This is a genomic window from Avibacterium volantium, from assembly GCF_900635775.1.
GTDB classification, from domain to species: domain Bacteria; phylum Pseudomonadota; class Gammaproteobacteria; order Enterobacterales; family Pasteurellaceae; genus Avibacterium; species Avibacterium volantium.
The window spans coordinates 1,566,560-1,592,451 of the sequence record NZ_LR134167.1; the positions used below are offsets into that span (position 1 = coordinate 1,566,560).

Below are 25,892 nucleotides of genomic sequence, written 5' to 3' on the forward strand. Positions count from 1 at the left end.
TCAATTTGTTTTGATTTTAGACTTATCACTAAGCAAATTCAAACAGAGAAATTCAATAGTGAGATCTAATTCAAATTTTTAAAAAATTTATTTTAAAATTGTTGCATTTCCTTTCTATTATGACTTTTAAAACTTGCTAAAAATTGAATTTTTATGCACAATTCTTGCTAATATTTTCAACTCTAGCTTAAAAATCAATCCTAAATACAATGAAAACAGAAAAACCTGATAATTTAACGACAGCGTTTAAAGAACTTTTAGCACAAGAGCGTTTTGGTTCACAAGGGGAAATTGTAAACTCCTTGCAACAGCTTGGTTTTAGTAATATTAATCAATCTAAAGTTTCCCGAATGCTCACTAAATTTGGTGCCGTTCGCACACGTAACAGCCGAATGGAGATGGTCTATTGTTTACCCGCGGAATTAAGCGTGCCAACCTCTAGCAGTCCATTAAAAAATTTAGTGTTAGACATAGACCATAACGACTTTTTAATCGTAGTAAAAACCAGTCCCGGTGCAGCACAACTTATCGCGCGCTTATTAGATTCGGTAGGCAAAGCAGATGGTATTCTTGGCACAATCGCAGGGGACGACACCATTTTTATCACGCCAACTTCAGGCACAACAATTTTAGATTTAATGCAACGTGTGCAAGAATTATTTGAAACTAGCCTATAATGAACATTTTACTCACCGGCGGCACAGGGCTGATTGGTTCAGCTCTTCTCCCACAACTGCTCACCAAACAACATCGCATTTGCCTTTTAACACGTAACGTTCAGCCTGAGCGTTTTCCAAGCGAAATAAGCCAAATACAACAACAAATACAACAAATTGATAATCTTGCCTCATTGAAGAATCTCGATGAGTTTGATGCGGTGATTAATTTAGCTGGCGAACCGATTTTCGCGCATCGCTGGACAGCCAAACAAAAAGCTAAACTTTTTGCTAGCCGAGTAAATTTAACGCAAAATTTGACCGCACTTATTAATCAAAGTGAGAACCCACCGCACACCTTTATCTCAGGCTCTGCCACAGGTTTCTATGGTGATCACCAAGATCATTGGATTGATGAAAGCACTCCCGCTGACACAGCATTTCCTGCACAACTTTGCCAACAGTGGGAAGCCGCGGCAATGCAAGCCAACACCCGCGTTTGCTTATTACGCACCGCAATGGTGATGAGTCCAAATGGCGGTGCATTAAGTAAAATGTTGCCGTTATATCGTTTAGGATTAGGTGGAAAACTCGGCAGTGGTAAACAATATTGGGCTTGGATTAGCTTGCAAGATATGATCGCAGGGATTTTATTTTTATTGGAAAACCCACAATGCAAAGGTGCGTTCAATCTTACTGCCCCACAGCCCATCACCAATCAAGATTTCAACCAGCAGTTAGGCAATTTCCTTAAACGTCCTCATTTCGCCAATGTGCCAGCCTTTATATTACGTTGGGTTTTAGGTGATCGCTCACAATTATTATTAGACAGCCAACGCATTAAGTCAGCACGCCTAATTGAAGCAGGATTTGAATTTCAAGTGGAAAGTTTTTCGGCGTTCTTAGAAAAAAATTTAAGAAGATAAAAGGGGATATTTTCGGCGAGAATGAATAACCGTAATAATCTCAACACGATCGTCATATTCACGATAAACAATACGGTAATGGCGACAAAAAACTTGTCTTCGCCCATTTCCAATTTGTTTTCCACTTTTGGGAATGCGTGAAAGCAACTCAAAGGTACGGAAAAATTCTGTTTGTAATTTTTTTACACTTTTTACTGATCCCGTGTAATCAGCTACACTATCAAAAATCTCCTGAATATTTGACATTGCAGAAGGAGAAATCCGCATAGGCTTAACTGGCATACTCCAAAAGCTCCTCGCGTTCTAACATTTCTAATTCTAACGCTTTTCGTTTTAGCAATTCATCAGTATGCTTTTTCCATTCTTCAAGGCTCATATATTCACCGCGCGCCAAAGCAGCCTCGCCCTCGGCAATGCGCTCTGCCAAAAACTCATCATAACCAGCTTCTTTTAACATTTTCTTTTCCTCTATTGAATAGATAAAATACAATGTAAGCCTACGCCATAATCATTGTAAATTCAACATCTACCTAAAATTTTCTATTGTTATCCCTGCCAGAAACTAGGATAATAGCAAGCTAGATTTTTTCTGACAACTTGGCTTTCGAGCATATAAAAATCATAACAAGGTAATGAAAGCAAGGGTAATAAACTAATGACTGACTATATTTTATTAATTATTAGCACCGCACTTATCAATAACTTTGTCCTAGTGAAATTCCTAGGGCTTTGTCCTTTTATGGGGGTATCGAAAAAAATCGAAACTGCCATTGGAATGGGACTTGCCACAATGTTTGTGCTAACCGTTGCTTCCCTTTGCTCCTATTTGATTGATCGCTATTTGCTCACGCCATTTAATGGCAATTTTTTACGCACCTTAGTGTTTATTTTAGTGATCGCCGTGGTGGTGCAATTTACCGAAATGGTAATTCATAAAACCAGCCCAACCCTTTATCGTTTACTCGGTGTATTTTTGCCACTGATTACCACCAACTGTGCAGTGTTAGGCGTGGCCTTATTAAACGTCAATTTAGCCCATAATTTAACCCAATCTGTGATTTACGGTTTTGGGGCTTCCCTTGGTTTTTCCCTTGTTTTAGTGCTATTTGCCGCCCTGCGTGAACGCCTTGCCGCCGCCGATGTGCCAATGCCTTTCCGTGGTGCGTCTATCGCCTTAATCACCGCAGGATTAATGTCCCTTGCCTTTATGGGCTTTGCTGGCATAGTGAGAGTGTAAAATGACAACCTTATATTATGTTCTTCTCGCTATTAGCGTACTTGCTTTGATTTTTGGTGCGATTTTAGGCTTAGCTTCCATCAAATTAAAAGTACAAGCCGATCCTATCGTAGAAAAAATTGATGCCCTACTACCGCAAAGCCAATGCGGACAATGCGGTTACCCCGGTTGTAAGCCTTATGCCGAAGCCATTGCACAAGGCGATGTGATTACCAAATGCGTTCCCGGTGGTCAACCACTTGTCGTTAAAATCGCCGATCTATTAGGCGTGGACGTGCCTGCAACGGATTTTGATGAAGAAGATAATGCGCCAAAAGTGGCATTTATCCACGAAGATATGTGTATTGGTTGCACCAAATGTATTCAGGCCTGCCCTGTTGATGCCATTATTGGCACAAATAAAGCAATGCACACGGTAATTCCTGATCTTTGCACAGGCTGCGAACTCTGCGTTGCCCCTTGCCCAACAGATTGCATTTCAATGATAAAAATAGAACAAGACATTGATCATTGGGATTGGAAATTCGATCCCAGCTTAACCATTCCCGTGGTAGAGATTACTGCAAGCAGCACGGATAATCAGGGAGCGGAAAAATAATGGCTGATGTATTAACCAATTTTAATTCCGGTAAATTATGGGATTTCTCTGGTGGCATTCATCCACCTGAAATGAAATCTCAATCAAATCACACACCTATTCGCCCAGCGGATCTGGTGGAAACCTACTATGTTCCGGTTAAACAGCACGCTGGTAATGCTGGAAATCTGCTAGTGAACGTTGGGGATAAAGTGCTAAAAGGTCAGCCATTAACGCAGGGGGAAGGCTTACGCAATTTGCCTGTCCACGCGCCAACTTCAGGCATTATCACGGCAATTGCGCCTTATATTGCCGCTCACCCCTCTGGTTTACCTGAACTAACCATTCAAATTCAGGCAGACGGTAAAGATGAATGGCGTAAACAGCACCCGATTGAGGATTTCCTGAGCCAAACACCAGAACAGCTTATCGAAAAAATTTATCACGCCGGCATTGCTGGCTTAGGCGGTGCGGTATTCCCAACTGCGGCTAAAATTCAATCGGCAGAAAATAAAGTAAAACTGCTGATTATCAATGGTGCAGAATGTGAACCTTACATCACCTGTGATGATCGCTTAATGCAAGATCGTCCGAAAGAGATCATCGAAGGAATACGCATCTTACGCTATATTTTACGCCCTGAAAAAGTGGTTATTGCCATTGAGGACAACAAACCCAAGGCGGTGAAAGCCCTTAAACACGCCTTAAAAGGGGCTAATGATATTGAGATTCGCGTGATTCCCACCAAATATCCTTCAGGTGCGGCAAAACAGCTTATCCAAGTGCTAACAGGCATTGAAGTACCGAGCGGTCAACGTTCTTCCAGCATTGGCGTGCTAATGCACAATGTCGGCACGGCGTTTGCGATCAAAAGAGCGGTAATCAATGACGAACCGTTAATTGAACGCGTGGTTACGCTGACAGGTGATAAAATCCCACACAAAGGCAATCTTTTGGTTCGCTTTGGCATGCCGATTTCCGCCCTGTTGCAGCAAGTGGGTTATCAATATGACGCACGTTTCCCCGTGTTTATGGGGGGGCCAATGATGGGCTTTATTTTGCCCAATCTCAACGCACCTGTAACAAAAGTCACTAACTGTTTGCTTGCCCCTGATCATTTTGAGTATGCTGAACCCGAGCCTGAGCAAGCCTGCATTCGCTGCTCTGCTTGCTCAGACGCTTGCCCTGTGCATTTAATGCCGCAGCAGCTATATTGGTTCGCGCGCAGTGAAGATCACCAAAAATCCGAACAATATGCCCTGCAAGATTGCATTGAATGTGGCTTATGCGCTTATGTTTGCCCGAGCCACATTCCGCTTATTCAATATTTCCGTCAAGAAAAAGCAAAAATTTGGGAAATCAAAGAACAAGCGCAAAAATCCCACGAAGCGAAATTACGTTTCGAGGCACGCCAAGCGCGTTTAGAAAAAGAAGAACAAGCCCGCAAAGCGCGTACCCAACGTGCCGCTGAAGCTCGCCGTGAAGAAATCGCCAAACAGAAAGGCGTTGATCCTGTTCAAGCCGCATTAGAACGTTTAAAAGCGAAAAAACAAAGCGACAGCGAAAGCCTAAATGTAAAAACTTTTGTGGACGAGAAAGGCCAGCTGCAACCAGATAATTCCGACATTATGGCACAACGCAAAGCACGCCGCTTAGCTCGCCAACAAGCTGAACAAGAAAATGCAACGTCCGCAGATCAACCGCAAGAAAACTCAGCGCAAAATACTGGGCAAAATCGCACCGCACTTGATGCAAATCCCGATCCTAAGAAAGCTGCTATCGCAGCCGCACTTGCTCGAGCGAAATCCAAAAAACAAGCTCAGAACGGCACAGTTCAACCTGCAAGTTCAGCAGAAAAACCTGTTGAAAATCAAGGTGTAGCCGAACAAGCTCAAAGCCAAAGTGCGGCTGAAAAAACACAAGAAAAAACGCAAGAAAACTCCACCGCACTTGATCCGAAAAAAGCGGCAATCGCTGCAGCCATTGCACGAGCAAAAGCAAAAAAACAAGCTCAGAACAGCACGGTTCAATCTGCAAATTCCGCAGAGAAGCGCGTGGAAAATCAAGGTGTAGCCGAACAAGCTCAAAACCAAAGTGCGGTCGAAAAAACAAAAGAAAAAACGCAAGAAAACTCCACCGCGCTTGATCCGAAAAAAGCCGCAATCGCTGCGGCCATTGCACGAGCGAAAGCGAAAAAACAAGCTCAGAACGATACAGTTCAATCTTCAGGCTCAGCTGAGAATAGTGTGGAAAATCAAGGTTTAGCCGAACAAGTGGAAAACCAAAGTGCGGTCGAAAAAACACAAGAAAAAACGCAAGAAAATTCTACCGCGCTTGATCCGAAAAAAGCCGCAATCGCTGCGGCCATTGCTCGAGCGAAAGCCAAAAAGCAAGCTCAGAATGGTACGGAACAACCTGTAATCCCAGCGGAAAAGAGTGTGGAAAATCAAGGGGTAGCCGAACAAGCAGAAACCCAAAGTGCGGCTGAAAAAACAAAAGAAAAAACGCAAGAAAATTCCACCGCGCTTGATCCGAAAAAAGCCGCTATTGCTGCAGCCATTGCTCGAGCAAAAGCCAAAAAGCAAGCTCAGAACGATACAGCTCAATCTGCAAATTCCGCAGAGAAAAATGTGGAAAATCAAAGTTTAGCCGAACAAGTGGAAACCCAAAGTGCGGTCGAAAAAACAAAAGAAAAAACGCCAGAAAATTCCACCGCACTTGATCCGAAAAAAGCGGCTATTGCTGCAGCGATTGCACGGGCAAAAGCGAAGAAACAAGCAAAAGAAAATCGATCCCAAGAAAAAGAATAAGGTTTAGCAATGTTTAAAATGATGAGTTCGCCACACACCCACTCGGGCAAATTGACTGCTCGTATTATGCTGTGGGTTGCGTTGGCAATGTTGCCTGCATTGGGCGCACAAGTTTATTATTTTGGTTTTGGTGTGTTAATTCAAAGCCTGCTCGCCATTTCCCTTGCGTTAGTGTTGGAATTTATGGTTACGCGCTTACGCAAAAAGCCAAACCTGTTTTATATCAGTGATTTCAGCGTGGTGCTAACGGCATTAATGCTCGCAATGGCGATCCCACCTTACGCACCTTATTGGGTGATTTTGATCGGGACATTCTGCGCGGTCATTTTAGGCAAGCACGTTTACGGTGGCTTGGGGCAAAATCTGTTTAACCCTGCAATGGTGGGGTATGTGGTGTTGCTCATTTCTTTCCCTGTGCAAATGACGGCTTGGCTGCCGCCCGTGGCGTTATTAAATGAGCCACCTAGCTTGCAAGATGCTTATCAGCTGATTTTCCACGGCATTACTACGGACGGCTTCAGCCTGCATCAATTAGCCAATTCCATTGATGGGATTACCCAAGCCACACCATTGGATTCCGTCAAAACCGCAAGCAAAATTAATATGGCGATAAGCGAAATTAATCAATCCCCTATTTTTGTCGAAGTAATGCCTTTTGAGAGTGAACTCAATCTTGGTTTAGGTTGGGCGCAAATCAATCTTTTCTTTTTACTTGGCGGTGTTTTCCTAATTTGGAAGAAAATTATTCATTGGCAAATTCCTACCGCCTTTTTAGCCACAATGTTACTGGTAAGCGGTATTCACTGGCTTACTTCTTCTTATGCACCAAGCCCTTTATGGCAGTGGTTTAGTGGAGCAACAATGTTCGGCGCATTTTATATTGCCACCGACCCTGTCACATCTTCAATCACGCCAAAAGGAAAACTGATTTTCGGTGCGATTGTGGGCTTGCTTGTGTGCCTAATTCGCTTTAATGGCAACTACCCTGATGGCGTGGCATTTGCTGTGTTACTGGCAAATATTTGTGTGCCACTGATTGATCACTACACTCGCCCGCGCGTGGCTGGATACAAAAGGAAATAAGCAATGCAAACGGTAAAAATTAGTACCCGTTATGGCGTGATCTTGGGCATTATTGCGTTAATTTGCACCGCACTTTCTACCGCTGTGTATTTCTTAACGAAAGCCCCTATTGAGCAAGCCATCGCCAAACAACAAGCGGAATTACTTGCGCAAATTATTCCACCGCAAAGTTACGATAATGATTTGCTCGCCAGTTGCTCTCAGCCTGATTTTGCTGAAGCCAAAACCTTACGCATTGAGAAAATTTGTATCGCAGAGAAAAATCATCAGCCTGTGGCTTATGCTTATGAAACCATTGCGCCAGATGGCTATTCAGGCAATATTCGCTTTCTGGTAGGGATTACACCACAGGGCGAAGTGCTAGGTTTGCGCGTGCTTGAACACAAAGAAACCCCGGGCTTAGGTGATAAAATTGAACTGCGTATTTCTGATTGGGTGCAGGGCTTTAATCAACAAAAAATCAGTGCTGATAATCTCAATGATTGGGCGGTAAAAAAAGATGGCGGTAAATTCGATCAATTTACTGGCGCAACCATTACACCGCGCGCTATCGTCAATCAAACCAAGCGTTCAGCCTTGCCATTATTGCAACAAATGAATAATAACGCGGTGAAACAGGAGCAAAACTAATGCAAGAAAATCACGAAAAAAACCACCGCACTTTAGAGCATACATCAGAAACTGCAATGGATTTGGCCTCCATTGAACCACAACAACCGCAACAAAGCGTGCCAACTGGGCTAAAAAGCCAATGGAGCGAATTATTTAAACAAGGTTTTTGGCATAATAACCCCGCTCTTGTGCAACTGTTGGGACTTTGTCCGCTACTTGCGGTGTCTAGCTCGGCAACCAACGCCCTTGGTTTGGGCATTGCCACTATTGCGGTATTAATCTGTACCAATGTGGTGGTTTCGTTGTTCCGCAAGCATATTCCGCACGCCATTCGTATTCCTATTTATGTGATGATTATCGCCACCACGGTAACTATTGTGCAGCTGATTATGAATGCCTACACTTATACGCTTTATCAATCCTTAGGGATCTTCATTCCTTTGATTGTAACAAACTGTATTGTCATTGGCCGCGCGGAAGCCTTTGCGTCAAAAAATGGCGTATTGCTTTCGCTCTTTGATGGCTTTGCTATGGGCGTGGGAATGGCATTCAGCTTGTTTGTGCTAGGCGCAATTCGTGAAGTGTTAGGCACGGGCAAACTGTTTATGGGAATGGAAAACCTGCTCGGCAACTGGGCAACGGCGTTACATTTAAACCTTTTTGAGCTAAACAGTAGCTTTTTGCTCGCTATTCTCCCCCCAGGGGCATTCCTTGGTTTAGGGCTAATTTTGGCGATGAAAAACTTAATTGATAATAAAAAACAATAAACACAATGAATAAACAAAAACGCATTGAAATCTTAACTCGACTGCGGGATCAAAATCCCCACCCCACAACAGAATTAAATTATAATTCGCCCTTTGAATTATTGATTGCGGTGATTTTGTCTGCGCAAGCCACAGATAAAGGGGTGAATAAAGCCACGGCGAAACTGTTCCCTGTAGCGAACACTCCACAAGCGATTTTAGATCTGGGGTTAGACGGCTTAAAGAGCTATATCAAAACCATTGGGCTATTTAATAGCAAAGCGGAAAATATTATTAAAACCTGCCGTGATCTGATTGAAAAACACAATGGCGAAATTCCCCAAACCCGTGAAGAACTTGAAGCCTTAGCAGGGGTTGGGCGCAAAACCGCGAATGTGGTGTTAAATACCGCCTTTGGTCAGCCGACTATTGCGGTGGATACGCATATTTTCCGCGTCTGCAATCGCACCAACTTTGCCCCCGGTAAAACCGTGTTGCAAGTGGAAGAAAAATTACTCAAGGTTGTGCCAGCAGAATTTAAAGTCGATGTGCATCATTGGCTCATTTTGCACGGACGTTACACCTGCATTGCGCGCAAGCCACGTTGCGGTTCTTGTATTATTGAAGATCTTTGTGAATACAAAGACAAAACTGAAAATTAAGGTAGTTTATGAAAACAAAAAAATCTGAACGACAAACTTGGTCAAGCCGATTAACCTATATTATGACTGTCGCTGGCGCAACCGTAGGGTTTGGTGCAACGTGGCGTTTCCCTTATTTAGTGGGAGAAAACGGTGGCGGTGCATACGTTTTATTATTCTGCATTGCGATGATCGTCATCGGTATTCCAATGATCTTAGTGGAAAACGTGATTGGTCGCCGCTTGCGTGTAAATTCGATTGATGCCTTTGAAGATAAACTCACCGCCAAACCCCACTCAAAATATTGGAAAATCATTGGTTATATGGGCTTGCTCGGTGCGTTCGGCATTATGGCTTATTATATGGTGCTTGGCGGCTGGGTGATGAATTATATTATCAGCCTGATTTCTGGCAGTCTGGATATTTCTAGCACCATCAGCAAAGACTATGCCAAAACCTTCTATGAACAAAGCATCAGTAATAGTCCGCTCCAAATCGCCCTGTACACCTTTATTTTTGTGGCCATCAACTATGTGATTTTAGCTAAAGGGATTATCGGGGGTATTGAGCGTTCGGTGAAATATTTAATGCCATTGCTGTTTGTGTTTTTAATTGGAATGGTGATCCGCAACATCACTTTACCCGGTGCGGCGGAAGGGATTATTTATTATCTCAAACCTGATTTTTCTAAAATTACACCACAGTTATTTATTATGGTGCTAGGCCAAGTTTTCTTTGCTCTGAGTTTAGGTTTTGGTGTGCTAATCACCCTTTCAAGCTACCTCAGCAAGGAAGAAAACTTAGTGCAAACCGCTGTAATCACAGGGTTTACCAATACCGTTATTGCGGTTTTAGCGGGCTTTATGATTTTTCCGTCTTTATTCAGCTTTGGCATTGAGCCGAACGCAGGCCCAACACTGGTTTTCCAAAGTTTGCCAATTGTATTCTCACATATGTGGGCAGGACGAATTTTCGCCATTATCTTCTTTAGTTTATTGCTGATTGCAGCGCTCACTACTTCTATCACGATTTATGAAGTCATTATCACCGCACTTCAAGAAAAGCTCAGAATGCGCCGTGGAAAAGCCATTGCTTTAACCCTTGGCGGCATTTTCTTGCTCGGTAATATTCCTTCTATTTTGAGCGATAACTTACTGAAAGATTACACCTTCTTCGGCAAAAGCATTTTCGACGCCTTTGATTATGTGAGCGGAAATATTCTCTTTTTACTCACCGCACTTGGCTGCGCCATTTTCGTGGGCTTTGTGCTTAAAGACGAAGCTAAAAAAGAACTTTCCAATAAACCAAATTCCACTTTCACAAAAATTTGGTTTAATTATGTGAAATATGTCGTGCCATTGATTATTTTGGTGATTTTTGTGAGTAATTTAATTTAACCTGTTTTCCTATAAAAATAAGGAGCTGATTTTTTTCAGCCCCTTATTTTTTCACTATGTGCTAAATTAATGGCTTTCTAATCCATTGCGAATTAGCGTTTCAAACGCATCATAAGCCACCAAAAAGGCATCGTGGCCGTAATCGGAAGGGAATTCGTGATAGCTCAAATCAACGCCAGCTTGTTCAAGCATTGCTTTACTTTTTCTCACGTCCACGGCTTTGAAAAGCTGATCATTAGTCACCCCAATTAAAGTATAACGTGCCTTAATACGCGACAATGCCTGCTCTGTACTTTCATAACCCAACGCAGGATCGTACAAATCCAATGCGCGCAGCAAATGCAAATAGCTGTTAGCATCAAAACGGTCGAGAAATTTTTGCCCTTGATAACTGAGATAGGATTCCACCTGGAAATAATCGCCCCAATACTGCCCTTCTACTTTCGTGGCGCGTCCAAAGGCTTTGGCTAGCTGAATATCGGTGCGATAAGTCAGCATTCCTAACATTCGCGCAATTGCTAGCCCTTGCGAGGGCGGTTCACCGTCATAATAATCGCCATTATTAAAATTAGGATCGGTGATAATGGCTTGGCGCATAACGTGATTAAACCCAATGGCTTCTGCACTAAAATAAAGAGAAGAGCAAAGATTGACGATATTATCCATAAAATCTGGATAATCAATTGCCCATTGAGTGGCTTGCATTCCGCCGAACGAACCACCAACAATGCCTTTTAAATGGGGAATTTCAAGATAATCGATCAGGGCTTTTTGCACCTTGACAATATCCTGCACAAGGATATGCGGAAACTGGCTGCCATAAGGCTTTTGTGTCTGTGGATTGATTGATGCAGGTCCTGTTGTGCCTTTGCAGCCACCTAGCACGTTAGAGCAAATGAAAAAATATTTTGACGTATCTAACGCCAAGCCCTCTCCCATAAAATTTTGCCACCAACCTGCTTGATTAGGATCATCATTATAGGGTTCAGCATCGCCGGTTAAGGCGTGACAAATCAGTACCGCATTGCTTTTATCCGCATTCAATTTGCCATAGGTTTGGTAGGCAACATCAATATGCCCAAGTTCCCCACCTAAGGTAAGTTTGAGCGGTGTTTGTGTAAAGAGTGTTGCTGTTTGTACTGCCATTTCCTATCCATTACTTCATTGATGCGATCTTGCCAAGGTAGGCTACATAAACTACCCTTAGCCCTATACCTTGTCAAGAAATTTTAGACGTCTAAACTTCTAGACGTATTTTAGAATAAATTTACTTGAATTTACTAGTATTTTTTATTATTTTGATGCTCAAGATGTAAAAAAATATGAATTTTATGCTGAAATCCTTTTTCCGTTACCTTTTTTCTTTTCGGTGGTTTAACGCTCTGCCTCGAAAATTTCTACGGTATTGCCTATTCCTCATTTTTCTTTGCGGACTATTGCTTGTGCTTGTTGATCAAGCGATTGGCTTTTACGTTCGCCAAGGTATTTATACGGATATAAAAAAACTGCCCTATCGTCCTTATGGCTTAGTGCTAGGCACGTCAAAATATTTCAGCAAAAATACGCCAAATTTGTTCTATTCTTATCGACTATTAGCCGCGAATAACCTATTTAAAGAACGGAAAGTGGATTATTTATTGCTTAGCGGAGATAACCGCACGGTGGAATATAACGAACCACGCACTATGTTCAAAGATTTGAAGAAAATGGGCGTGCCAGAAGAATTTATGTATTTGGACTATGCAGGGTTTCGTACCTTAGATTCCGTGATCCGCGCTGATCAAGTGTTTAAAGCCCATTCTATCACCATCATTACACAGCGTTTTCATTGTGAACGGGCTTTATTCATTGCCAAATATCATAATATTGACGCAATCTGCTTTGCGGCGGAATACCCAAGTGGCTATACCTTTGTGCGCTTCCGTGAGTTTTTTGCTCGTTTACAGGCGGTATTGGATCTTCTTGTGGAAAAAGAACCGCACTTTTTAGGCAAGCCAGAACCGCTACCGCCACCGCCTTTCTCCGATTAACAATGATAAACCAAATCGCGCAATACCTTTGTTGGTTCAGGTAAGCTTTCTGATTTATGGTTAAGCCGTTCTAGCACTAAATCAAGCAATTTATCGGCAATTTTCTTGTGATCTTGCACCGCACATAGGGTTTTATTGCCCAACAATTCTAACATTTCGTGATCCCCAAAAGTGGCAATCACTAATTGCTGTGGAATCCCTTTATGCTGTCTTAGTAGCACTTGGAATATACCCTGTAACAATGTCAAAGACGTAACAAATAACGCATCTGGCAACGAATTTGTTACAAGCCATTGTTCAAAAGTTTGCGCTGCAGAATCACGGTGGAATTGGTCACTATAAAGAAATTCTACCGCATTTTCTGACCGCTCTTTTAATGCCTGACGAAATCCCAATTCACGCTCTTTACTGGTTGGCAATTCAGGTAACGCGCCCAAAAAGAGTACATTGTTAAAAGATTGCTGTTTAAACAAATCTTGCGCCAAACGATAAGCATCATTTCTATCATCAGAGAGCACATTGATCACATTATCGCCACTTATCTTACGGTCAAAACCAAAAACTGGCACTTTACTTTGCTGATAAAACAAATTGTCCGCTGGCAAGGAAGTTGAAACAATCAGCGCATCAATTTTGCGTTGGAAAAGGTGCTTGGCACAAACCATCTCATTATTTGGATTATCGTTAGAACAGGCAATCAACAGCTGATAGCCTTTTTCACGAAACTTTTGTTCAAGCTGATGAGCAATTCTCGCATAGCTCATATTTTCAAAATCAGGAATAATCAACCCAATGGTATTGGTTTTCCCTGCCCTCAACCCAGCCGCCATTGCGTTAGGTTTGAAATCATATTCCTTGATTAGCGATTGTACCTTTTCAATGGTTTTATCGCTTACTCGATACTGTTTTGCTTTGCCATTTACCACATAACTTACTGTTGTTCTGGAAACCCCAGCAAGTTTAGCTAGCTCGTCTAATTTCACATTAACTCCTTTTAATATGCCATTTCAATTTTAAAGTACGGTGAATTATAACACCAAATTTTCAGTCATTTTTATGCGAAAATTCTCGAAATTTGATCTATCTCGCAAAAAATCACCTCATCTGCTGAGCATAAAAAAGACTGAATTTTTTCAATTCAGCCTTTTCTCTATAAAAATCAAATTAGCTGTTGGCACGACGGCGGGCAATCACCGCATTTGAAAGTTGCTCCAGCACCAATTCTGAGTCTTCCCAGCCGATACAAGCATCAGTGATACTTTGTCCGTAAACTAATTCCTTGCCTTCTACTAGATCTTGTCTGCCTTCCACTAAATGGCTTTCGATCATTACGCCGAAGATTTGGTTTGAGCCTTGTGCAATTTGCTGACAAACATCTGCACAAACTTCTAATTGTTTTTTGAATTGCTTATTGCTGTTTGCGTGGCTGAAATCCACCATAACGTGCGGAATTCGACCGCTCTTTTCGATGCTTTCGCAAACTTCATTAACATCTTTTTCGCTGTAATTTGGCCCGTTGTCACCGCCGCGCAAAATAATGTGGCAATCTGCATTTCCTTTAGTGGAAACGATCGCAGAATGGCCAAATTTGGTTACAGAAAGGAAATAATGCGGTGCTTCTGCTGCGCCGATGGCATCAAGAGCAATGCGTACACCACCATTGGTGGCATTTTTAAAACCTACGGCACAAGACAAGCCTGAAGCTAATTCGCGGTGAACTTGCGATTCTGTGGTTCTTGCCCCAATTGCCCCCCAGCTCATAAAATCTGCCACATATTGTGGTGTAATCATATCCAAAAATTCGCCTGCGGTTGGCACTTCTAAGTTATTAATATCTAACAATAATTTTCGCGCGATTCGTAAACCATCATTGAGTGCATAGCTGTTGTTTAGGTAAGGATCATTGATTAACCCTTTCCAACCTACGGTTGTACGCGGTTTTTCAAAATAAACACGCATAATAATTTCTAGGCTGTCTTGATATTTCTCACGCATTGCTTTGATGCGTTGTGCATATTCCAAAGCCGATTTTGGATCGTGAATGGAGCAAGGCCCAATCACGACAAGTAAACGATCATCTTTGCGATGAATGATATTGTGCGCTTGTTGGCGAGCTTTTTTTACGGTGTTGATCGCCACTTCGCTTGCTGGATATTTTTCAATTAACGCAATAGGTGGTAGCACCTGCTCTACTTTGCCAATTCGGGTGTCATCGTTAGCAATATAAATGTCATTTTTGCTTTTTGTCATACATCACTCTCTTACATCTTGGTTTGTATTTTATAATTACTTGCTTATCCGCATTGCGAATACTTCGTTGTGTATCAATGTAACACGCATTTTTGTACTAGTAAACTAGTTTAAAAATATTATTGATAAATTCTTAATGACTGCTTAAAACTTGCGCAGGTTGCAATTTTGCAGCGCGACTTGCTGGATATAAACTAGCGATCAAACTTAGCACTAATGCCACCACAAAGACCACCGCAATATCTTGCCAATGAAGTTCACTCGGCAAAAAGTCCACGAAATACACGCCATCTGAAAGCAGTTTTCTGCCAATTAAAAATTCAATGCCTTTGATTAATTGGGTGAGATTTAATGCCGTTACGCAGCCTAACAGCAGCCCGATGACACAGCCTTTCATTCCAGCTTGTAAGCCATACCAAATAAAAATTCGCTTAATAAAGCCATCATTTGCGCCAAGGGTACGCATAATAGCAATATCGCCTTGCTTGTCTTTCACCGCCATAATCAAAGTTGAAATAATATTAAAGCACGCCACGCCAATCACTAGCACCATTGCTAAATACATCACCGTGCGAATAAGCTGAATATCGCGGTACATATAGCCAAATTTACTAATCCAATTTTGCGCGGACAAAAATTGTGGATATTGTTGCAAGGTTGGGTAATCCAGTTGTTGCACGGCGAAAGGATGTTGCACTTTGAGCTCAACACCCGTAGCTTCATCGGCGGAATAATCCAAGAATTGCTGCGCTGTTGCGAGAGGAATTAAGGCATAACTGTGATCAAGCTGACCATCAAGACGCAGAATCCCCGTAATCTGTATGCGTTCTCTTATTGGCTGGGTAAAATTATTGGTGCCGTCAGATTGAGAAATCAACAATGTTACCCAATCACCAACATTAACATTGAGATCTTTGGCAATCCCCGATCCCAGCACAAGTCCTCCCTCACGAGAAAATGTCTGCCAACCATCACCAAGCACAAATTGCCCTAAGGCACTCACTTGATCTTGCTTGTCTGCTTCAATGCCTTTCACCTGCACCACTTTTAACTTTGTGCCATTTTCTACCAAAGCGGTAAAACTGACAAAAGGGGAACTCGCCACCACGCTAGGATCTTGTTTTAAAAGTGCGGTTAAATTTTGCCAATTTTTTATTGGCGTACTCTCGCCCTGTTCAGAATAAGCAGAGATTTCAACGTGTGGCACAACCGCTAAAATGCGTTTATTCAGCTCACGTTCAAAGCCATTCATCGCACTTAGCCCCACGATCAACACCATCACACCAAGGGCAATGCCAAGGGTTGAAAACATTGAAATCAGTGAAACCAAACGATTTTTCTGCTTACCACGCTGATAACGCCAGCTAATAAAAAAGGGTGCGTTCATCTAGCTTTCTCCACACAATACACCATCTTGCATCACCATTCGGCGAGAAAGTTTCTCCGCCAACTGCAAATCGTGCGTGACCAATAAAAAGGCAATCTTTTGCTCTTGGTTTAATTTCAAAATAAGCTCAAAAATGCTTTCTGTGGTTTTTCGATCCAAATTCCCTGTGGGTTCATCAGCTAGCACTAAAGCAGGGTTATTCACTAACGCGCGAGCAATGGCGACACGCTGACGTTCACCGCCAGACAACGCAAAAGGGCGATGCTTAATGCGATGCGCTAATCCCACCGCCTGCAACATTTTTTCTGCACGGTCTTGCGCCTCGCTACGATTTTGCTTACCAATTAACATCGGCATCATCACGTTTTCTAGTGCGCTAAAATCTGCCATTAAATGATGAAATTGATAGACAAACCCCATATATTGATTGCGTAATTTCGCTAATTCATCAGCGCTCGCCTTTTGCAAAGATTGTCCTTTAATGAACACTTCACCGCTGGTTGGCTGATCTAAGCCGCCTAGGGTATGCAACAAGGTACTTTTGCCCGAACCAGAACTGCCCACAATCGCCACCAATTCGCCCTCTTCCATTGAAAAAGTAACGTCTTTTAGCACTTGTGTTTGGTTTTCCCCTTCTTGGTAAACTTTGGTTAAATTCTGGCAGCTGAGTAAAATTTGCTTCTCTGTCATTCTTTTCTCGTTGTTTTTCTGTTTCGCTTTGTAGTAAAAAATTTCGTAAAAAAGCACCGCACTTTGTTACGCATTATTCATAGCGCAAGGCTTCTGCTGGCTCAATTTGTGCCGCGCGGTAAGCGGGATAAATCGTTGAACATAAAGAAAATAATAAGGATACCGCAACAATAATCACAATCTGTGAAAGATTTAGTTCTGTCGGTAAACGAATATTTTCTGCACTAAACCACGCCATAATGGAATCTAAATTTAATGTGGTTAGCACGCCAAGCAGTGTGCCGATCAAAGTTCCACTAATGCCTACCAATAGCCCTTGCCAAATAAACAGGCGGCGCACTTGCGATTTATTCAACCCTTGGGTTTGCAAAATGGCAATTTCCCCTTGTTTATCCACCACCATTAAGCTGAGCGACGTGATAATATTTGAAATGGCGACCACAATAATCAGGCTAATCAACAAGCCCATCATATTTTTTTCCATTTTTACCGCTTGGAAAAACTCCCCTTTTTGGCTACGCCAATCGGCTATCTGCCATTCATCGGCACTGAAATAGTTAGGAAGTTCGGTAATATCAAAAGGATCGCGTAAAAATAAGCGATAACCTTGCATTTGCTGTGGGCCAATACGCATCAATCTGCCAATATCGGAAAGATTGGCAAATACGGCGTTGCTGTCATTTTGCCCTGAAGCAAAATAAATATCGCTAATGGTAAATAAGCGTTGCACAGGCACACGACCAAAGGGCGTATATTGGCTGTTTTCCGTGATCATTAAACGGACTTTATCGCCAATTTGTAAATGTAATTTTTGCGCTAATTGCGATCCCATTACCAATTTAAATTCGCCTGCGGGTAATAATTGCTCAAAAGATTGGGGTTGAAAATGGCTCAATAAGGGATCGTCAGAAAAATGTTGAATACCTATCACTTGCCCTGCACTCACGCCTTGTGGTGCTTGTAAAATCACATTAGTGGTGTTAATCGGAATGGCGCGCTGCACAAAAGCTGGCATTGTCGGTGTTGGTGCTTCACGGGATAAATGGCCTGACTTTGGCATAATTATGGCGTGGGGAATGGTGGAAAGCACTTGTTTTTTTTGCTGATTTTCTAAACCGTTCATTACCGAAAGCACGATAATTAATGCCATAATGCCCAGCACTATGCCCATCATAGCAAGGTTGGTAACTAATCGTCCAAAGCGATCCGCACTTTTCGCTCGCCAATAACGCAGGGCAATAAATAAAGAAATCGGTAAATTCATCATTAATTTTTAACAGGTTAAATAACAGATTTCCCCTGCTAAACAGGGGAAATTCAATCATAACACAACATTATTTGCCTGTTGCGACAAACTCTTCCATATTTTGTGTTACTTTTTTCACCAAAATTTCCACCGCACCATCAGATGCCCAAGCAACGTGTGGGGTGATGATTAAATTTGGTAAACGCGTTGCCGCTTGGATAAGTGGGTTATCTTTCTCAAGCGGCTCTTTCACTAACACATCTAAAGCCGCGGCTGCGATTGTGCCATTTTCTAACGCTTCTGCTAAGGCTTTTTCATCGACTAAAGGCCCGCGCCCTGTGTTGATTAAATATGCCGTTGGCTTCATTAATTTTAATGTTTCGGCGTTGATCAAATTGGTGGTTTCAGGCGTTAAAGGGCAATGTAGGGTAACAATGTCCGCTTCTTGCAACACTTGCTCAAAAGGTAAATAGCCCTCACGCACTGTTGTCGCGCCTTTGCGTTCTGCATAAATCACCTTCATTCCTAGCGCTTCGGCTAAACGACCAATTTCTTTACCAAGATTACCTTTGCCCACAACACCTAAGGTTGAACCTTTCACATCGGTGATCGGGTAATCAAAATAACAAAACTGTTTGCTATCCGCCCATTTGGCGCTGAGCTGATCTTTATACCAATTCATTAAACTGTGTTTTAAAGCAAAAATTAACCCTAAAACGTGTTCAGGCACAGTAACAGAAGAATAGCCTGTCACATTTTTCACTGCGATGCCTAACTCTTTCGCCGCCTCTAAATCCACATTATTTGTACCTGTGGCGGTAATTGCGATCAATTTTAAGTTCGGGAGCTGTTTCATTGTTTCACGATCAAACACGACTTTGCTCGTAATCACAATATCCGCATCTTTCGCGCGCTCAATAGTTTGTTCAGGCGAAGTATGCTCATATTCCACCCATTGATGTTCAAAGTTAGGGCGTGGAATAGGAATGTGTTTTGGAATGGCTGTGCTATCAAGAAAAACAATTTTCATAAAATGCTCCTTATCTATGTTAGGGATATGCCCTATCTGCAAAAATTCATCAGGGGGAGTAATAAAATATAAGTGATTTTATCCTATAAGTTAACTAATTGTTACAAAAAAACTACCGCACTTCCAACACAATATCATCAAATAATTTTTTCACCGCGTTGTTATCGTGCAAACGCTCCGCTTGCTCCACCATTGGGCGGGTTAAGTGCGGTGAAAACATATTGATAAAATCGTACATATAATTGCGTAAAAAAATGCTATGTTTGAAAGCAATTTGCGTCATACTGGAACGGAAAATATGGCTGGCATCGATTGCTACCAGATCTTTATCTTCTGGCGTATGCGCCATTGAAGCCATAATCCCCACGCCTAAGCCTAAGCGCACATAGGTTTTGATGACATCAGCATCGGTGGCGGTAAACACAATATTCGGCAATAGTCCTGCACTGTTGAAAGCATAATCCAAATCAGAAACGCCAGTAAAACCAAAGGTATAGGTAACAAGGGGATATTTACTCAGTTCTTCAATCGTCAGATTTTGACATTGCGCCAAGGGATGATCGTTTTTAACGATCACAGAACGATTCCATAAATAACAAGGCAATAGCACCAAGTCATCAAATAAATATTGCGCTTCCGTGGTGATCGCCAAATCCACTTCGCCAGAAAGCAGCGCGTCATAAATTTGCGTTGGCGAACCTTGATGAATATGCAAGCTCACATCGGGATATTTCTTGGAAAAACGCTCTACCACAGAAGGCAGCATATAACGCGCCTGCGTGTTGGTGGTGGCAATGCGTAACACGCCGTGATTAGGCTGCGTATATTCATCTGCCACGGCCTTAATACTTTGTGTTTTCACCAATAATTCGCGTGCAATCGCAACAATTTTTTTACCCGCTGGGGTAAGAGCTTTGATATGTTTACCATTACGCTCAAAAATCTCTAAGCCTAATTCATCTTCCAACAACCGCACTTGTTTACTGATCCCTGGCTGCGAGGTAAACAAGGTATTTGCCGCTTCGGTTACATTCAAATTTTGATTTACGATTTCAACGATATAACGTAATTGCTGAATTTTCATCATCACTCCTTGATCAAAGTGCGGTGCTTTTTTATGGAATTTTTAGGCTTTTTATAGAATTTTTAAGCTTTTTTGTAACGTTTATTCATATCCGCATAACGTTTCACCGCACGACGGATTTGCCCAGTTTTGGCACGTCTGCGTTGTTTGGTAACGTCTAATTTGCTTTGGGTTTCTGGCTCAAGCCCCACCAATTCGCGCAGATAATTCACATTGGTGAGATCCATTTCTTCCCAACCACCGCGTGGTAAGGTTTTCATTAATTTGATATTGCCGTAACGAATGCGGATCAAACGGCTCACTTGAATGCCTTGCGATTCCCATAAGCGGCGAACTTCACGGTTACGCCCCTCCATTAGGGTAACGTCAAACCACTGGTTCATTCCTTGTCCGCCCATTGGCTTGATGGCTTTGAAATTGGCTGGCCCATCTTCTAACTGCACGCCTTTGCGTAAACGGGCGATCATTGCTTCGTCCACCTGACCAAAAACGCGCACGGAATATTCACGCTCCACTTCACGGCTTGGGTGCATTAAGCGGTTTGCTAATTCGCCGTCTGTGGTAAACAGCAATAAGCCAGAGGTGTTAATATCCAAGCGTCCTACCGCAATCCAACGTGATCCAGTTAAGCGCGGCAAACGATCAAACACGGTGGCGCGCCCTTCTGGATCGTGGCGAGTACAAAGTTCGCCCTCAGGTTTGTAATACATCAACACGCGACACACTTCTTTTTGTGCTTGTTGTAAATTTACAACGTGCCCGTCAATGCGGATTTTTAAATTCGCGTTCACCACAACACGATCGCCCAGTGTTGCCATTTTACCGTTTACGCTCACTCGGTTGGCAGCGATCATCGCTTCAATTTCACGGCGAGATCCTTGTCCTGCGCGCGCTAACACTTTTTGTAATTTTTCCCCTTCCACTTTATGAGTGGCAGAAAGTGCGGTCTTTTTTACCGCACTTTTTTCTTTACTTTCTACATTTGATACGAAAGGCTTGTCTGTACGTTTTCTTTCTGTGTTATTTTTTTCAGCAAAACGCGTTCCCTTGGCGGCATTGCGTTGTGAATAAGATGTTGTTTTCATATTTCCTCTTGTCGCTTTCCCAAGCGTCTAACAGTTTGAAAAGATTAAATAAATGGCGTAGTTGAACCGCTTCCCTCACGCAAAATCACTGGCGTGTTGTCGGTTAAATCCACCACAGTTGTTGGCTCTTGCCCTAAATAGCCACCGTTAATAATTAAATCCACTTGATGTTCTAAACGATCGCGAATTTCTTCTGGATCAGATTGCGTAATAAATTCTTCCCCCGGCAACATCAAAGAGCAAGATAAAATCGGCTCGCCTAAGGCATTTAGTAAAGCGAGTGCGATTTGATTATCTGGCACACGCAAGCCAATGGTTTTGCGTTTTGATGTCATCAAACGGCGTGGCACTTCTTTGGTGGCAGTGAGAATAAAGGTGTAACGCCCTGGTGTGTTATTTTTAATCAGTCGATACGCCATATTGTTCACCGTGGCGTAGGTTGAAAGTTCTGATAAATCGCTACACACAAGGGTGAAATTATGATTTTCTGGCAGTTGGCGAATTTGCACAATGCGATCCATTGCGTGCTTATCGCCGAGCATACAACCCAAGGCATAACCTGAATCCGTTGGGTAAACAATCACCCCACCTTGTTTCAAAATATCCACCGCTTGATTAATCAAACGCGGCTGCGGATTTTCTGGATGTATATAAAAAAATTGGCTCATAACCTTTATCCTGTCATCATTAACTTGGGCATTATACCGAAATTCCCCGTTGATTATAGGGTTAGGGGAAAATAAATTTATCTAAAATAAACTTACAAATTCTCCAACCCAAATTGATACAACGCATTTTTCTTATAGCCATAAAGCTCTGCGACAATCGCGGCGGCTTTTTTGAGCGGGAGTTCTTTGGCGATAAGAGTTAGGGCTTTAATGGCCTCGGGGGAAAAGCTTTCTGCTTCGCTGTTTACATTGCCTTCTACAATCAGCACCATTTCGCCTTTGCTGCGGTTTGGATCTTCACTCACCCACTGGCGTAATGCGCCGACTTCATCACCGTGAATGGTTTCCCAAGTTTTGCTCAGCTCGCGTGCTAGCACCACATAACGCTCTGCGCCAAATACCTTTTCCATATCCGCAAGGCAATCTAAAATGCGGTGGGTGGATTCATAGAAAATCAAAGTGCGGTCTTCTTTTGCGAGATTTTCCAATTTATCGCAACGGGCTTTGGATTTGGCAGGCAGAAAGCCTTCAAAACAAAAACGATCGGAAGCAATGCCTGAGGCGCAAAGCCCTGCTATTGCGGCACAAGCGCCTGGAATTGGCACAATTTTAATCCCAGCTTGGCGACATTTTCTCACCAGATGAAAGCCTGGATCGCTAATCAGTGGCGTACCTGCATCGGAAACTAAGGCGATCGTTGTGCCTTGCAATAGTTTTTCGCACAGAATATCGGCTTTTTGTTGCTCATTATGATCGTGCAAGGCAAAAAAAGGCTTTTTAATGCCATAATGACTCAGCAATAAACCACTATGGCGCGTATCTTCTGCGGCGACTAAATCCACTTGTTCCAACACCTGTAATGCGCGTTGGCTAATGTCTTGCAAATTGCCAATGGGCGTTGCCACGATATATAAAATTCCAGTTAAATTGTCCATTTTTACTTCTTTTATTTGATTTTAATTATTGAGATAAGTAAGATCCCCGAGATTGTTTTCAACAACGGAGTAATTATGACTATTCTATTACAACGCATTAATTTAAAAAATCGATTAATGCCTTTTTTATTTGCATTGGTTTTGGCGGGCTGTACCAATTTGTTCGGTAACAGCTTTACAAGTGTGCTGAAAAACGATGCAAATGCCAGTTCGGAATATTACATCAATCAAATTCAACGTACACAAAATCTTGAAGATCAACAAACTTACAAATTGCTTGCTGCGCGTGTGTTGGTGCGTGAGAATAAAATCCCGCAAGCGCAAGCAATGTTAGCAGAATTAAACGATCTTAATGAAGAACAGCTGCTTGATAAAGCTATCATTGAGGCCCATATCGCTGCTGTGAAAGGCAATAATAAAGCCGCCGACACACGTTTAAAAGCGATTGATCTTGCTTTATTAAGCCCTTCGCAAAAAGCACGTTACTATGAAGTGGTTGCGCGCGTGGCAAAAAATCGTAATCAAATTATGAATGCCGTAAAAGCGCGTATTCAAATTGATTCTCTATTAACCGACACACAAAGAAAACAAGAAAATAATGACCGCACTTGGGCATTATTACGCAATGCAAACCGTGGTTTAATTAACAACACATCGGCGGAAGGCAGTGCTGCTTTAGGTGGTTGGTTAGCATTAACTAAAGCCTACAACGATAACTTAAATCACCCAGCCCAATTAAGCCAAGCCTTACAAAGCTGGAAAGCGGCTTATCCAAGACATAGCGCCAGTTATCTTTTCCCAACGGAATTACAAGGGCTATTTAACTTCCAACAAACGCAGTTAAACCAAGTTGCCCTACTTCTGCCATTAAGTGGTGATGCGCAGATCATTGGTAGCACCATTAAGCGTGGTTTTGATGATGCAAGAGGCGGTTCAGACATTCAAGTGAAAGTGTTTGATACCCTTGCTACGCCAGTGGAAAGCATCATTGAGCAAGCGAAACTTGAAGGCATTAGTACCGTTGTTGGTCCATTATTAAAGCAAAATGTGGATAAATTGACTAACCGCCCTGATTTATTACAAGGGCTAAATGTGCTTACCTTAAACTCAACAGCAAATTCTCGTGCCATTGGTCAGCTTTGCTATTACGGATTAGCCCCTGAAGATGAAGCAGAATCTGCGGCGAATCGTATTTGGGATCAAGGTATTCAAAATCCATTTATTATTGTGCCGCAAAGCGATCTTGGTCGCCGCACCGCTTCTGCATTTAATACTCGCTGGCAACAGCTTTCAGGTACAGATGCCAATATCAAATTCTACAATAGTGCTGATGACATCACTTACACGCTACAATCAGGCTTAAACCAAAATATTCAAGCCTTATATATTGTGGCAACAAACAATCAGCTTAGTGATATTAAAATGGCGATTGATAACAGCAACATTAACTTGAAATTATTTGCAAGTTCACGCAGCAATTCATCAAATAATACGCCTGAATATCGCTTATTAATGAATGGATTAGAATTTAGTGATATTCCATTCTTTAAAGATGTGGATTCTGCACAATACAAAAAAGTGGCAGGCTTTACCAATGGGGATTATTCCTTAATGCGTTTATATGCAATGGGCGCAGACGCGTGGTTATTGATCAACCAATTCAATGAGTTACGCCAAGTTCCAGGCTTCAACATTAACGGTTTAACTGGTAAATTAAGCGCTGGCCCGAATTGTAATATCGAACGTGATATGACGTGGTATCAATACCAAAATGCGTCAGTGGAAGTATTAAGCAATTAATATGTTTAAATCCAAACGTCAGCAAGGGGCGAGCTTTGAGCAACAAGCTCGCCTTTTTTTGCAATCTAAAGGGCTAAAATTTATTGCCGCCAACCAGCATTTTAAATGCGGTGAACTGGATTTAATTATGCAAGATGGCGAAACTATTGTTTTTGTTGAAGTGCGGCAAAGAAAAAATGATTTTTTTGGCTCAGCCGTGGAAAGTGTAGATTGGCAAAAGCAGCAAAAATGGCTAGATGCCGCCAATATGTGGCTGGCAAAACAAGATTGCAGCCTAGAAGATACCGATTGCCGTTTTGACTTAGTAGCATTTGGTAATACAATACAAGACTTACAGTGGATTCCTAATTTTCTTGATGAATAAGCCTGATAAATCACAATGTTAGATAAAATAAAAGATCTTTACAGCGAAAGCATACAAACCCAGATTTCTGCTTCGAGCTTATTGCCTAATGCCATTTTTCAAGCGGTGCAAAACATTGTCGCCTGCCTATTGCGTGGCAATAAAATTATCGTCTGTGGGCAAGGACGATCTTACGCCAATGCGCAGTTTCTGGTGGCGAATTTACTCAATCGCTATGAGCTAGAAAGACCGAGCTTTCCTTCCGTGTTATTAAGCTTGGATAACGCCATTGGATCAGCAATTATTGCCGATCGCCCCAAGCAACAATTCTACCAACGCCAATTCAACGCAGTGGCACAACAAGGAGATCTGCTGGTGGTATTTTCCCCTTTTGGCAATGAAGAAATGGTGCTAGATACAATTAATTCCGCACTAAATAAAGAAATTAGTGTCATAGCATTAACAGGCGCGAATAATGATCATATTCAAGGCTTTCTCACCGAACAGGATTTAGAAATCACCGCCCCAACGGTAAAAGAAAGCCGTATTTTGGAACATCATCTATTTATTATTAATACAATTTGTGAGTTAATTGATCATTCTCTTTTTTCTCATTCATAGATCTCAACCCTTTATAGATAATCAAAAGGAGTACAACT

Annotated in this window: 27 protein-coding genes; 14 read left to right on the forward strand and 13 right to left on the reverse strand. The window is 42.2% G+C overall.

From position 1 onward, the window contains the following. The first annotated feature begins 209 nt into the window (after positions 1-209). Entirely contained in the window at positions 210-677 is a 468-nt protein-coding gene (argR, locus tag ELZ61_RS07540; protein ID WP_126372616.1) for a transcriptional regulator ArgR, read from the forward strand. After that, positions 677-1,582 (forward strand): TIGR01777 family oxidoreductase, encoded by a 906-nt coding sequence (locus ELZ61_RS07545; RefSeq protein WP_126372617.1) that lies wholly within the window; start codon positions 677-679, stop codon positions 1,580-1,582. The genes argR and ELZ61_RS07545 overlap by 1 nt, the downstream gene beginning before the upstream one ends. Here ELZ61_RS07545 and ELZ61_RS07550 read toward each other — a convergent pair. Next, a complete protein-coding gene (locus ELZ61_RS07550; protein WP_126372619.1) occupies positions 1,571-1,864 on the reverse strand; it encodes a type II toxin-antitoxin system RelE/ParE family toxin in 294 nt (97 codons plus the stop codon). The two genes, ELZ61_RS07545 and ELZ61_RS07550, sit on opposite strands and share 12 nt — an antisense overlap. After that, positions 1,854-2,039 carry a hypothetical protein gene (locus tag ELZ61_RS07555; protein ID WP_103852530.1) on the reverse strand — a complete coding sequence of 62 codons (186 nt, stop codon included), beginning with the start codon at positions 2,037-2,039 and terminating at the stop codon, positions 1,854-1,856. Before ELZ61_RS07555 ends, ELZ61_RS07550 begins: the two co-directional genes overlap by 11 nt. A 198-nt stretch (positions 2,040-2,237) precedes the next feature. Here ELZ61_RS07555 and rsxA point away from each other — a divergent pair, with 198 nt between their 5' ends. The 8 genes from rsxA to ELZ61_RS07595 are packed head-to-tail and all read left to right on the forward strand — an operon-like array spanning position 2,238 to position 10,685. Beyond that, on the forward strand, positions 2,238-2,819 hold the full coding sequence (gene rsxA / locus ELZ61_RS07560) for an electron transport complex subunit RsxA (RefSeq protein ID WP_126372621.1): 582 nt from the start codon (positions 2,238-2,240) through the stop codon (positions 2,817-2,819). Position 2,820: 1 nt separating this feature from the next. Further along, positions 2,821-3,417, forward strand: a complete 597-nt coding sequence (gene rsxB / locus ELZ61_RS07565; RefSeq protein WP_126372623.1) for an electron transport complex subunit RsxB — start codon at positions 2,821-2,823, stop codon at positions 3,415-3,417. Beyond that, positions 3,417-6,206, forward strand: a complete 2,790-nt coding sequence (gene rsxC, locus ELZ61_RS07570; protein WP_126372625.1) for an electron transport complex subunit RsxC — start codon at positions 3,417-3,419, stop codon at positions 6,204-6,206. Before rsxB ends, rsxC begins: the two co-directional genes overlap by 1 nt. A gap of 9 nt (positions 6,207-6,215) precedes the next feature. Further along, positions 6,216-7,289, forward strand: a complete 1,074-nt coding sequence (rsxD, locus tag ELZ61_RS07575; protein WP_126372627.1) for an electron transport complex subunit RsxD — start codon at positions 6,216-6,218, stop codon at positions 7,287-7,289. Between the two features lie 3 nt (positions 7,290-7,292). After that, positions 7,293-7,919 (forward strand): electron transport complex subunit RsxG, encoded by a 627-nt coding sequence (rsxG, locus tag ELZ61_RS07580; RefSeq protein WP_126372629.1) that lies wholly within the window; start codon positions 7,293-7,295, stop codon positions 7,917-7,919. A gap of 56 nt (positions 7,920-7,975) precedes the next feature. Beyond that, positions 7,976-8,668: an electron transport complex subunit E gene (locus ELZ61_RS07585; protein WP_126373634.1), complete on the forward strand. Its 693-nt coding sequence runs from the start codon at positions 7,976-7,978 to the stop codon at positions 8,666-8,668. A gap of 5 nt (positions 8,669-8,673) precedes the next feature. Continuing rightward, complete coding sequence (nth, locus tag ELZ61_RS07590; protein ID WP_126372632.1) at positions 8,674-9,309, forward strand: endonuclease III; 636 nt, start codon at positions 8,674-8,676, stop codon at positions 9,307-9,309. An 8-nt stretch (positions 9,310-9,317) separates the two neighbouring features. Further along, a complete protein-coding gene (locus ELZ61_RS07595; protein WP_126372634.1) occupies positions 9,318-10,685 on the forward strand; it encodes a sodium-dependent transporter in 1,368 nt (455 codons plus the stop codon). Positions 10,686-10,751: 66 nt separating this feature from the next. On the opposite strand, the gene metX is transcribed toward ELZ61_RS07595, so the two are convergent. Then, complete coding sequence (gene metX, locus ELZ61_RS07600; RefSeq protein WP_126372636.1) at positions 10,752-11,831, reverse strand: homoserine O-acetyltransferase MetX; 1,080 nt, start codon at positions 11,829-11,831, stop codon at positions 10,752-10,754. Positions 11,832-12,007: 176 nt separating this feature from the next. On the opposite strand from metX, the gene ELZ61_RS07605 reads away from it, so the two are divergent. Next, the gene (locus ELZ61_RS07605) at positions 12,008-12,715 is read left to right on the forward strand and encodes a SanA/YdcF family protein (RefSeq protein ID WP_422386234.1); all 708 of its coding nucleotides are present in this window, start codon (positions 12,008-12,010) and stop codon (positions 12,713-12,715) included. Here the strand turns inward: ELZ61_RS07605 and cra are convergent. The 10 genes from cra to rsmI form a co-directional block, all read right to left on the reverse strand. Then, positions 12,712-13,698 (reverse strand): catabolite repressor/activator, encoded by a 987-nt coding sequence (gene cra / locus ELZ61_RS07610; protein ID WP_126372638.1) that lies wholly within the window; start codon positions 13,696-13,698, stop codon positions 12,712-12,714. The two genes, ELZ61_RS07605 and cra, sit on opposite strands and share 4 nt — an antisense overlap. 181 nt (positions 13,699-13,879) lie before the next feature. Beyond that, on the reverse strand, positions 13,880-14,965 hold the full coding sequence (aroG, locus tag ELZ61_RS07615; RefSeq protein ID WP_126372640.1) for a 3-deoxy-7-phosphoheptulonate synthase AroG: 1,086 nt from the start codon (positions 14,963-14,965) through the stop codon (positions 13,880-13,882). A 133-nt stretch (positions 14,966-15,098) separates the two neighbouring features. Beyond that, complete coding sequence (gene lolE, locus ELZ61_RS07620; RefSeq protein WP_126372643.1) at positions 15,099-16,352, reverse strand: lipoprotein-releasing ABC transporter permease subunit LolE; 1,254 nt, start codon at positions 16,350-16,352, stop codon at positions 15,099-15,101. Continuing rightward, positions 16,353-17,042, reverse strand: a complete 690-nt coding sequence (gene lolD / locus ELZ61_RS07625) for a lipoprotein-releasing ABC transporter ATP-binding protein LolD (protein WP_126372645.1) — start codon at positions 17,040-17,042, stop codon at positions 16,353-16,355. A gap of 73 nt (positions 17,043-17,115) precedes the next feature. Then, the gene (locus ELZ61_RS07630) at positions 17,116-18,306 is read right to left on the reverse strand and encodes a lipoprotein-releasing ABC transporter permease subunit (protein ID WP_126373637.1); all 1,191 of its coding nucleotides are present in this window, start codon (positions 18,304-18,306) and stop codon (positions 17,116-17,118) included. Positions 18,307-18,376: 70 nt separating this feature from the next. After that, entirely contained in the window at positions 18,377-19,318 is a 942-nt protein-coding gene (locus tag ELZ61_RS07635; RefSeq protein ID WP_126372647.1) for a 2-hydroxyacid dehydrogenase, read from the reverse strand. Positions 19,319-19,430: 112 nt separating this feature from the next. Continuing rightward, a complete protein-coding gene (gene cysB, locus ELZ61_RS07640) occupies positions 19,431-20,402 on the reverse strand; it encodes an HTH-type transcriptional regulator CysB (RefSeq protein WP_103852545.1) in 972 nt (323 codons plus the stop codon). A gap of 62 nt (positions 20,403-20,464) precedes the next feature. Next, the gene (gene rluB / locus ELZ61_RS07645; RefSeq protein WP_126372649.1) at positions 20,465-21,487 is read right to left on the reverse strand and encodes a 23S rRNA pseudouridine(2605) synthase RluB; all 1,023 of its coding nucleotides are present in this window, start codon (positions 21,485-21,487) and stop codon (positions 20,465-20,467) included. Between the two features lie 44 nt (positions 21,488-21,531). Next, positions 21,532-22,155: an L-threonylcarbamoyladenylate synthase gene (locus ELZ61_RS07650; protein ID WP_115249807.1), complete on the reverse strand. Its 624-nt coding sequence runs from the start codon at positions 22,153-22,155 to the stop codon at positions 21,532-21,534. A gap of 92 nt (positions 22,156-22,247) precedes the next feature. Further along, positions 22,248-23,090: a 16S rRNA (cytidine(1402)-2'-O)-methyltransferase gene (gene rsmI / locus ELZ61_RS07655; protein WP_126372651.1), complete on the reverse strand. Its 843-nt coding sequence runs from the start codon at positions 23,088-23,090 to the stop codon at positions 22,248-22,250. 75 nt (positions 23,091-23,165) lie between these two features. Here rsmI and ELZ61_RS07660 point away from each other — a divergent pair, with 75 nt between their 5' ends. Genes ELZ61_RS07660 through ELZ61_RS07670 form a run of 3 tightly spaced genes read left to right on the forward strand, consistent with a single transcriptional unit; the run spans position 23,166 to position 25,854 of the window. Continuing rightward, positions 23,166-24,890, forward strand: coding sequence for a penicillin-binding protein activator (locus tag ELZ61_RS07660; protein ID WP_126372653.1), 1,725 nt, complete (start codon positions 23,166-23,168; stop codon positions 24,888-24,890). Between the two features lies 1 nt (position 24,891). Continuing rightward, positions 24,892-25,254, forward strand: a complete 363-nt coding sequence (locus ELZ61_RS07665) for a YraN family protein (protein WP_103852552.1) — start codon at positions 24,892-24,894, stop codon at positions 25,252-25,254. Between the two features lie 15 nt (positions 25,255-25,269). Continuing rightward, the gene (locus tag ELZ61_RS07670) at positions 25,270-25,854 is read left to right on the forward strand and encodes a D-sedoheptulose-7-phosphate isomerase (protein ID WP_115249812.1); all 585 of its coding nucleotides are present in this window, start codon (positions 25,270-25,272) and stop codon (positions 25,852-25,854) included. Positions 25,855-25,892 lie beyond the last annotated feature (38 nt).

Coding starts and splice junctions, on each gene's coding strand:
- argR (WP_126372616.1), top strand. CDS start 210: ATGAAAACAGAAAAACCTGATAATTTAACGACAGCGTTTAAAGAACTT.
- ELZ61_RS07545 (WP_126372617.1), top strand. CDS start 677: ATGAACATTTTACTCACCGGCGGCACAGGGCTGATTGGTTCAGCTCTT.
- ELZ61_RS07550 (WP_126372619.1), bottom strand. CDS start 1,864: ATGCCAGTTAAGCCTATGCGGATTTCTCCTTCTGCAATGTCAAATATT.
- ELZ61_RS07555 (WP_103852530.1), bottom strand. CDS start 2,039: ATGTTAAAAGAAGCTGGTTATGATGAGTTTTTGGCAGAGCGCATTGCC.
- rsxA (WP_126372621.1), top strand. CDS start 2,238: ATGACTGACTATATTTTATTAATTATTAGCACCGCACTTATCAATAAC.
- rsxB (WP_126372623.1), top strand. CDS start 2,821: ATGACAACCTTATATTATGTTCTTCTCGCTATTAGCGTACTTGCTTTG.
- rsxC (WP_126372625.1), top strand. CDS start 3,417: ATGGCTGATGTATTAACCAATTTTAATTCCGGTAAATTATGGGATTTC.
- rsxD (WP_126372627.1), top strand. CDS start 6,216: ATGTTTAAAATGATGAGTTCGCCACACACCCACTCGGGCAAATTGACT.
- rsxG (WP_126372629.1), top strand. CDS start 7,293: ATGCAAACGGTAAAAATTAGTACCCGTTATGGCGTGATCTTGGGCATT.
- ELZ61_RS07585 (WP_126373634.1), top strand. CDS start 7,976: ATGGATTTGGCCTCCATTGAACCACAACAACCGCAACAAAGCGTGCCA.
- nth (WP_126372632.1), top strand. CDS start 8,674: ATGAATAAACAAAAACGCATTGAAATCTTAACTCGACTGCGGGATCAA.
- ELZ61_RS07595 (WP_126372634.1), top strand. CDS start 9,318: ATGAAAACAAAAAAATCTGAACGACAAACTTGGTCAAGCCGATTAACC.
- metX (WP_126372636.1), bottom strand. CDS start 11,831: ATGGCAGTACAAACAGCAACACTCTTTACACAAACACCGCTCAAACTT.
- ELZ61_RS07605 (WP_422386234.1), top strand. CDS start 12,008: ATGAATTTTATGCTGAAATCCTTTTTCCGTTACCTTTTTTCTTTTCGG.
- aroG (WP_126372640.1), bottom strand. CDS start 14,965: ATGACAAAAAGCAAAAATGACATTTATATTGCTAACGATGACACCCGA.
- lolE (WP_126372643.1), bottom strand. CDS start 16,352: ATGAACGCACCCTTTTTTATTAGCTGGCGTTATCAGCGTGGTAAGCAG.
- lolD (WP_126372645.1), bottom strand. CDS start 17,042: ATGACAGAGAAGCAAATTTTACTCAGCTGCCAGAATTTAACCAAAGTT.
- ELZ61_RS07630 (WP_126373637.1), bottom strand. CDS start 18,306: ATGAATTTACCGATTTCTTTATTTATTGCCCTGCGTTATTGGCGAGCG.
- ELZ61_RS07635 (WP_126372647.1), bottom strand. CDS start 19,318: ATGAAAATTGTTTTTCTTGATAGCACAGCCATTCCAAAACACATTCCT.
- cysB (WP_103852545.1), bottom strand. CDS start 20,402: ATGAAAATTCAGCAATTACGTTATATCGTTGAAATCGTAAATCAAAAT.
- rluB (WP_126372649.1), bottom strand. CDS start 21,487: ATGAAAACAACATCTTATTCACAACGCAATGCCGCCAAGGGAACGCGT.
- ELZ61_RS07650 (WP_115249807.1), bottom strand. CDS start 22,155: ATGAGCCAATTTTTTTATATACATCCAGAAAATCCGCAGCCGCGTTTG.
- rsmI (WP_126372651.1), bottom strand. CDS start 23,090: ATGGACAATTTAACTGGAATTTTATATATCGTGGCAACGCCCATTGGC.
- ELZ61_RS07660 (WP_126372653.1), top strand. CDS start 23,166: ATGACTATTCTATTACAACGCATTAATTTAAAAAATCGATTAATGCCT.
- ELZ61_RS07665 (WP_103852552.1), top strand. CDS start 24,892: ATGTTTAAATCCAAACGTCAGCAAGGGGCGAGCTTTGAGCAACAAGCT.
- ELZ61_RS07670 (WP_115249812.1), top strand. CDS start 25,270: ATGTTAGATAAAATAAAAGATCTTTACAGCGAAAGCATACAAACCCAG.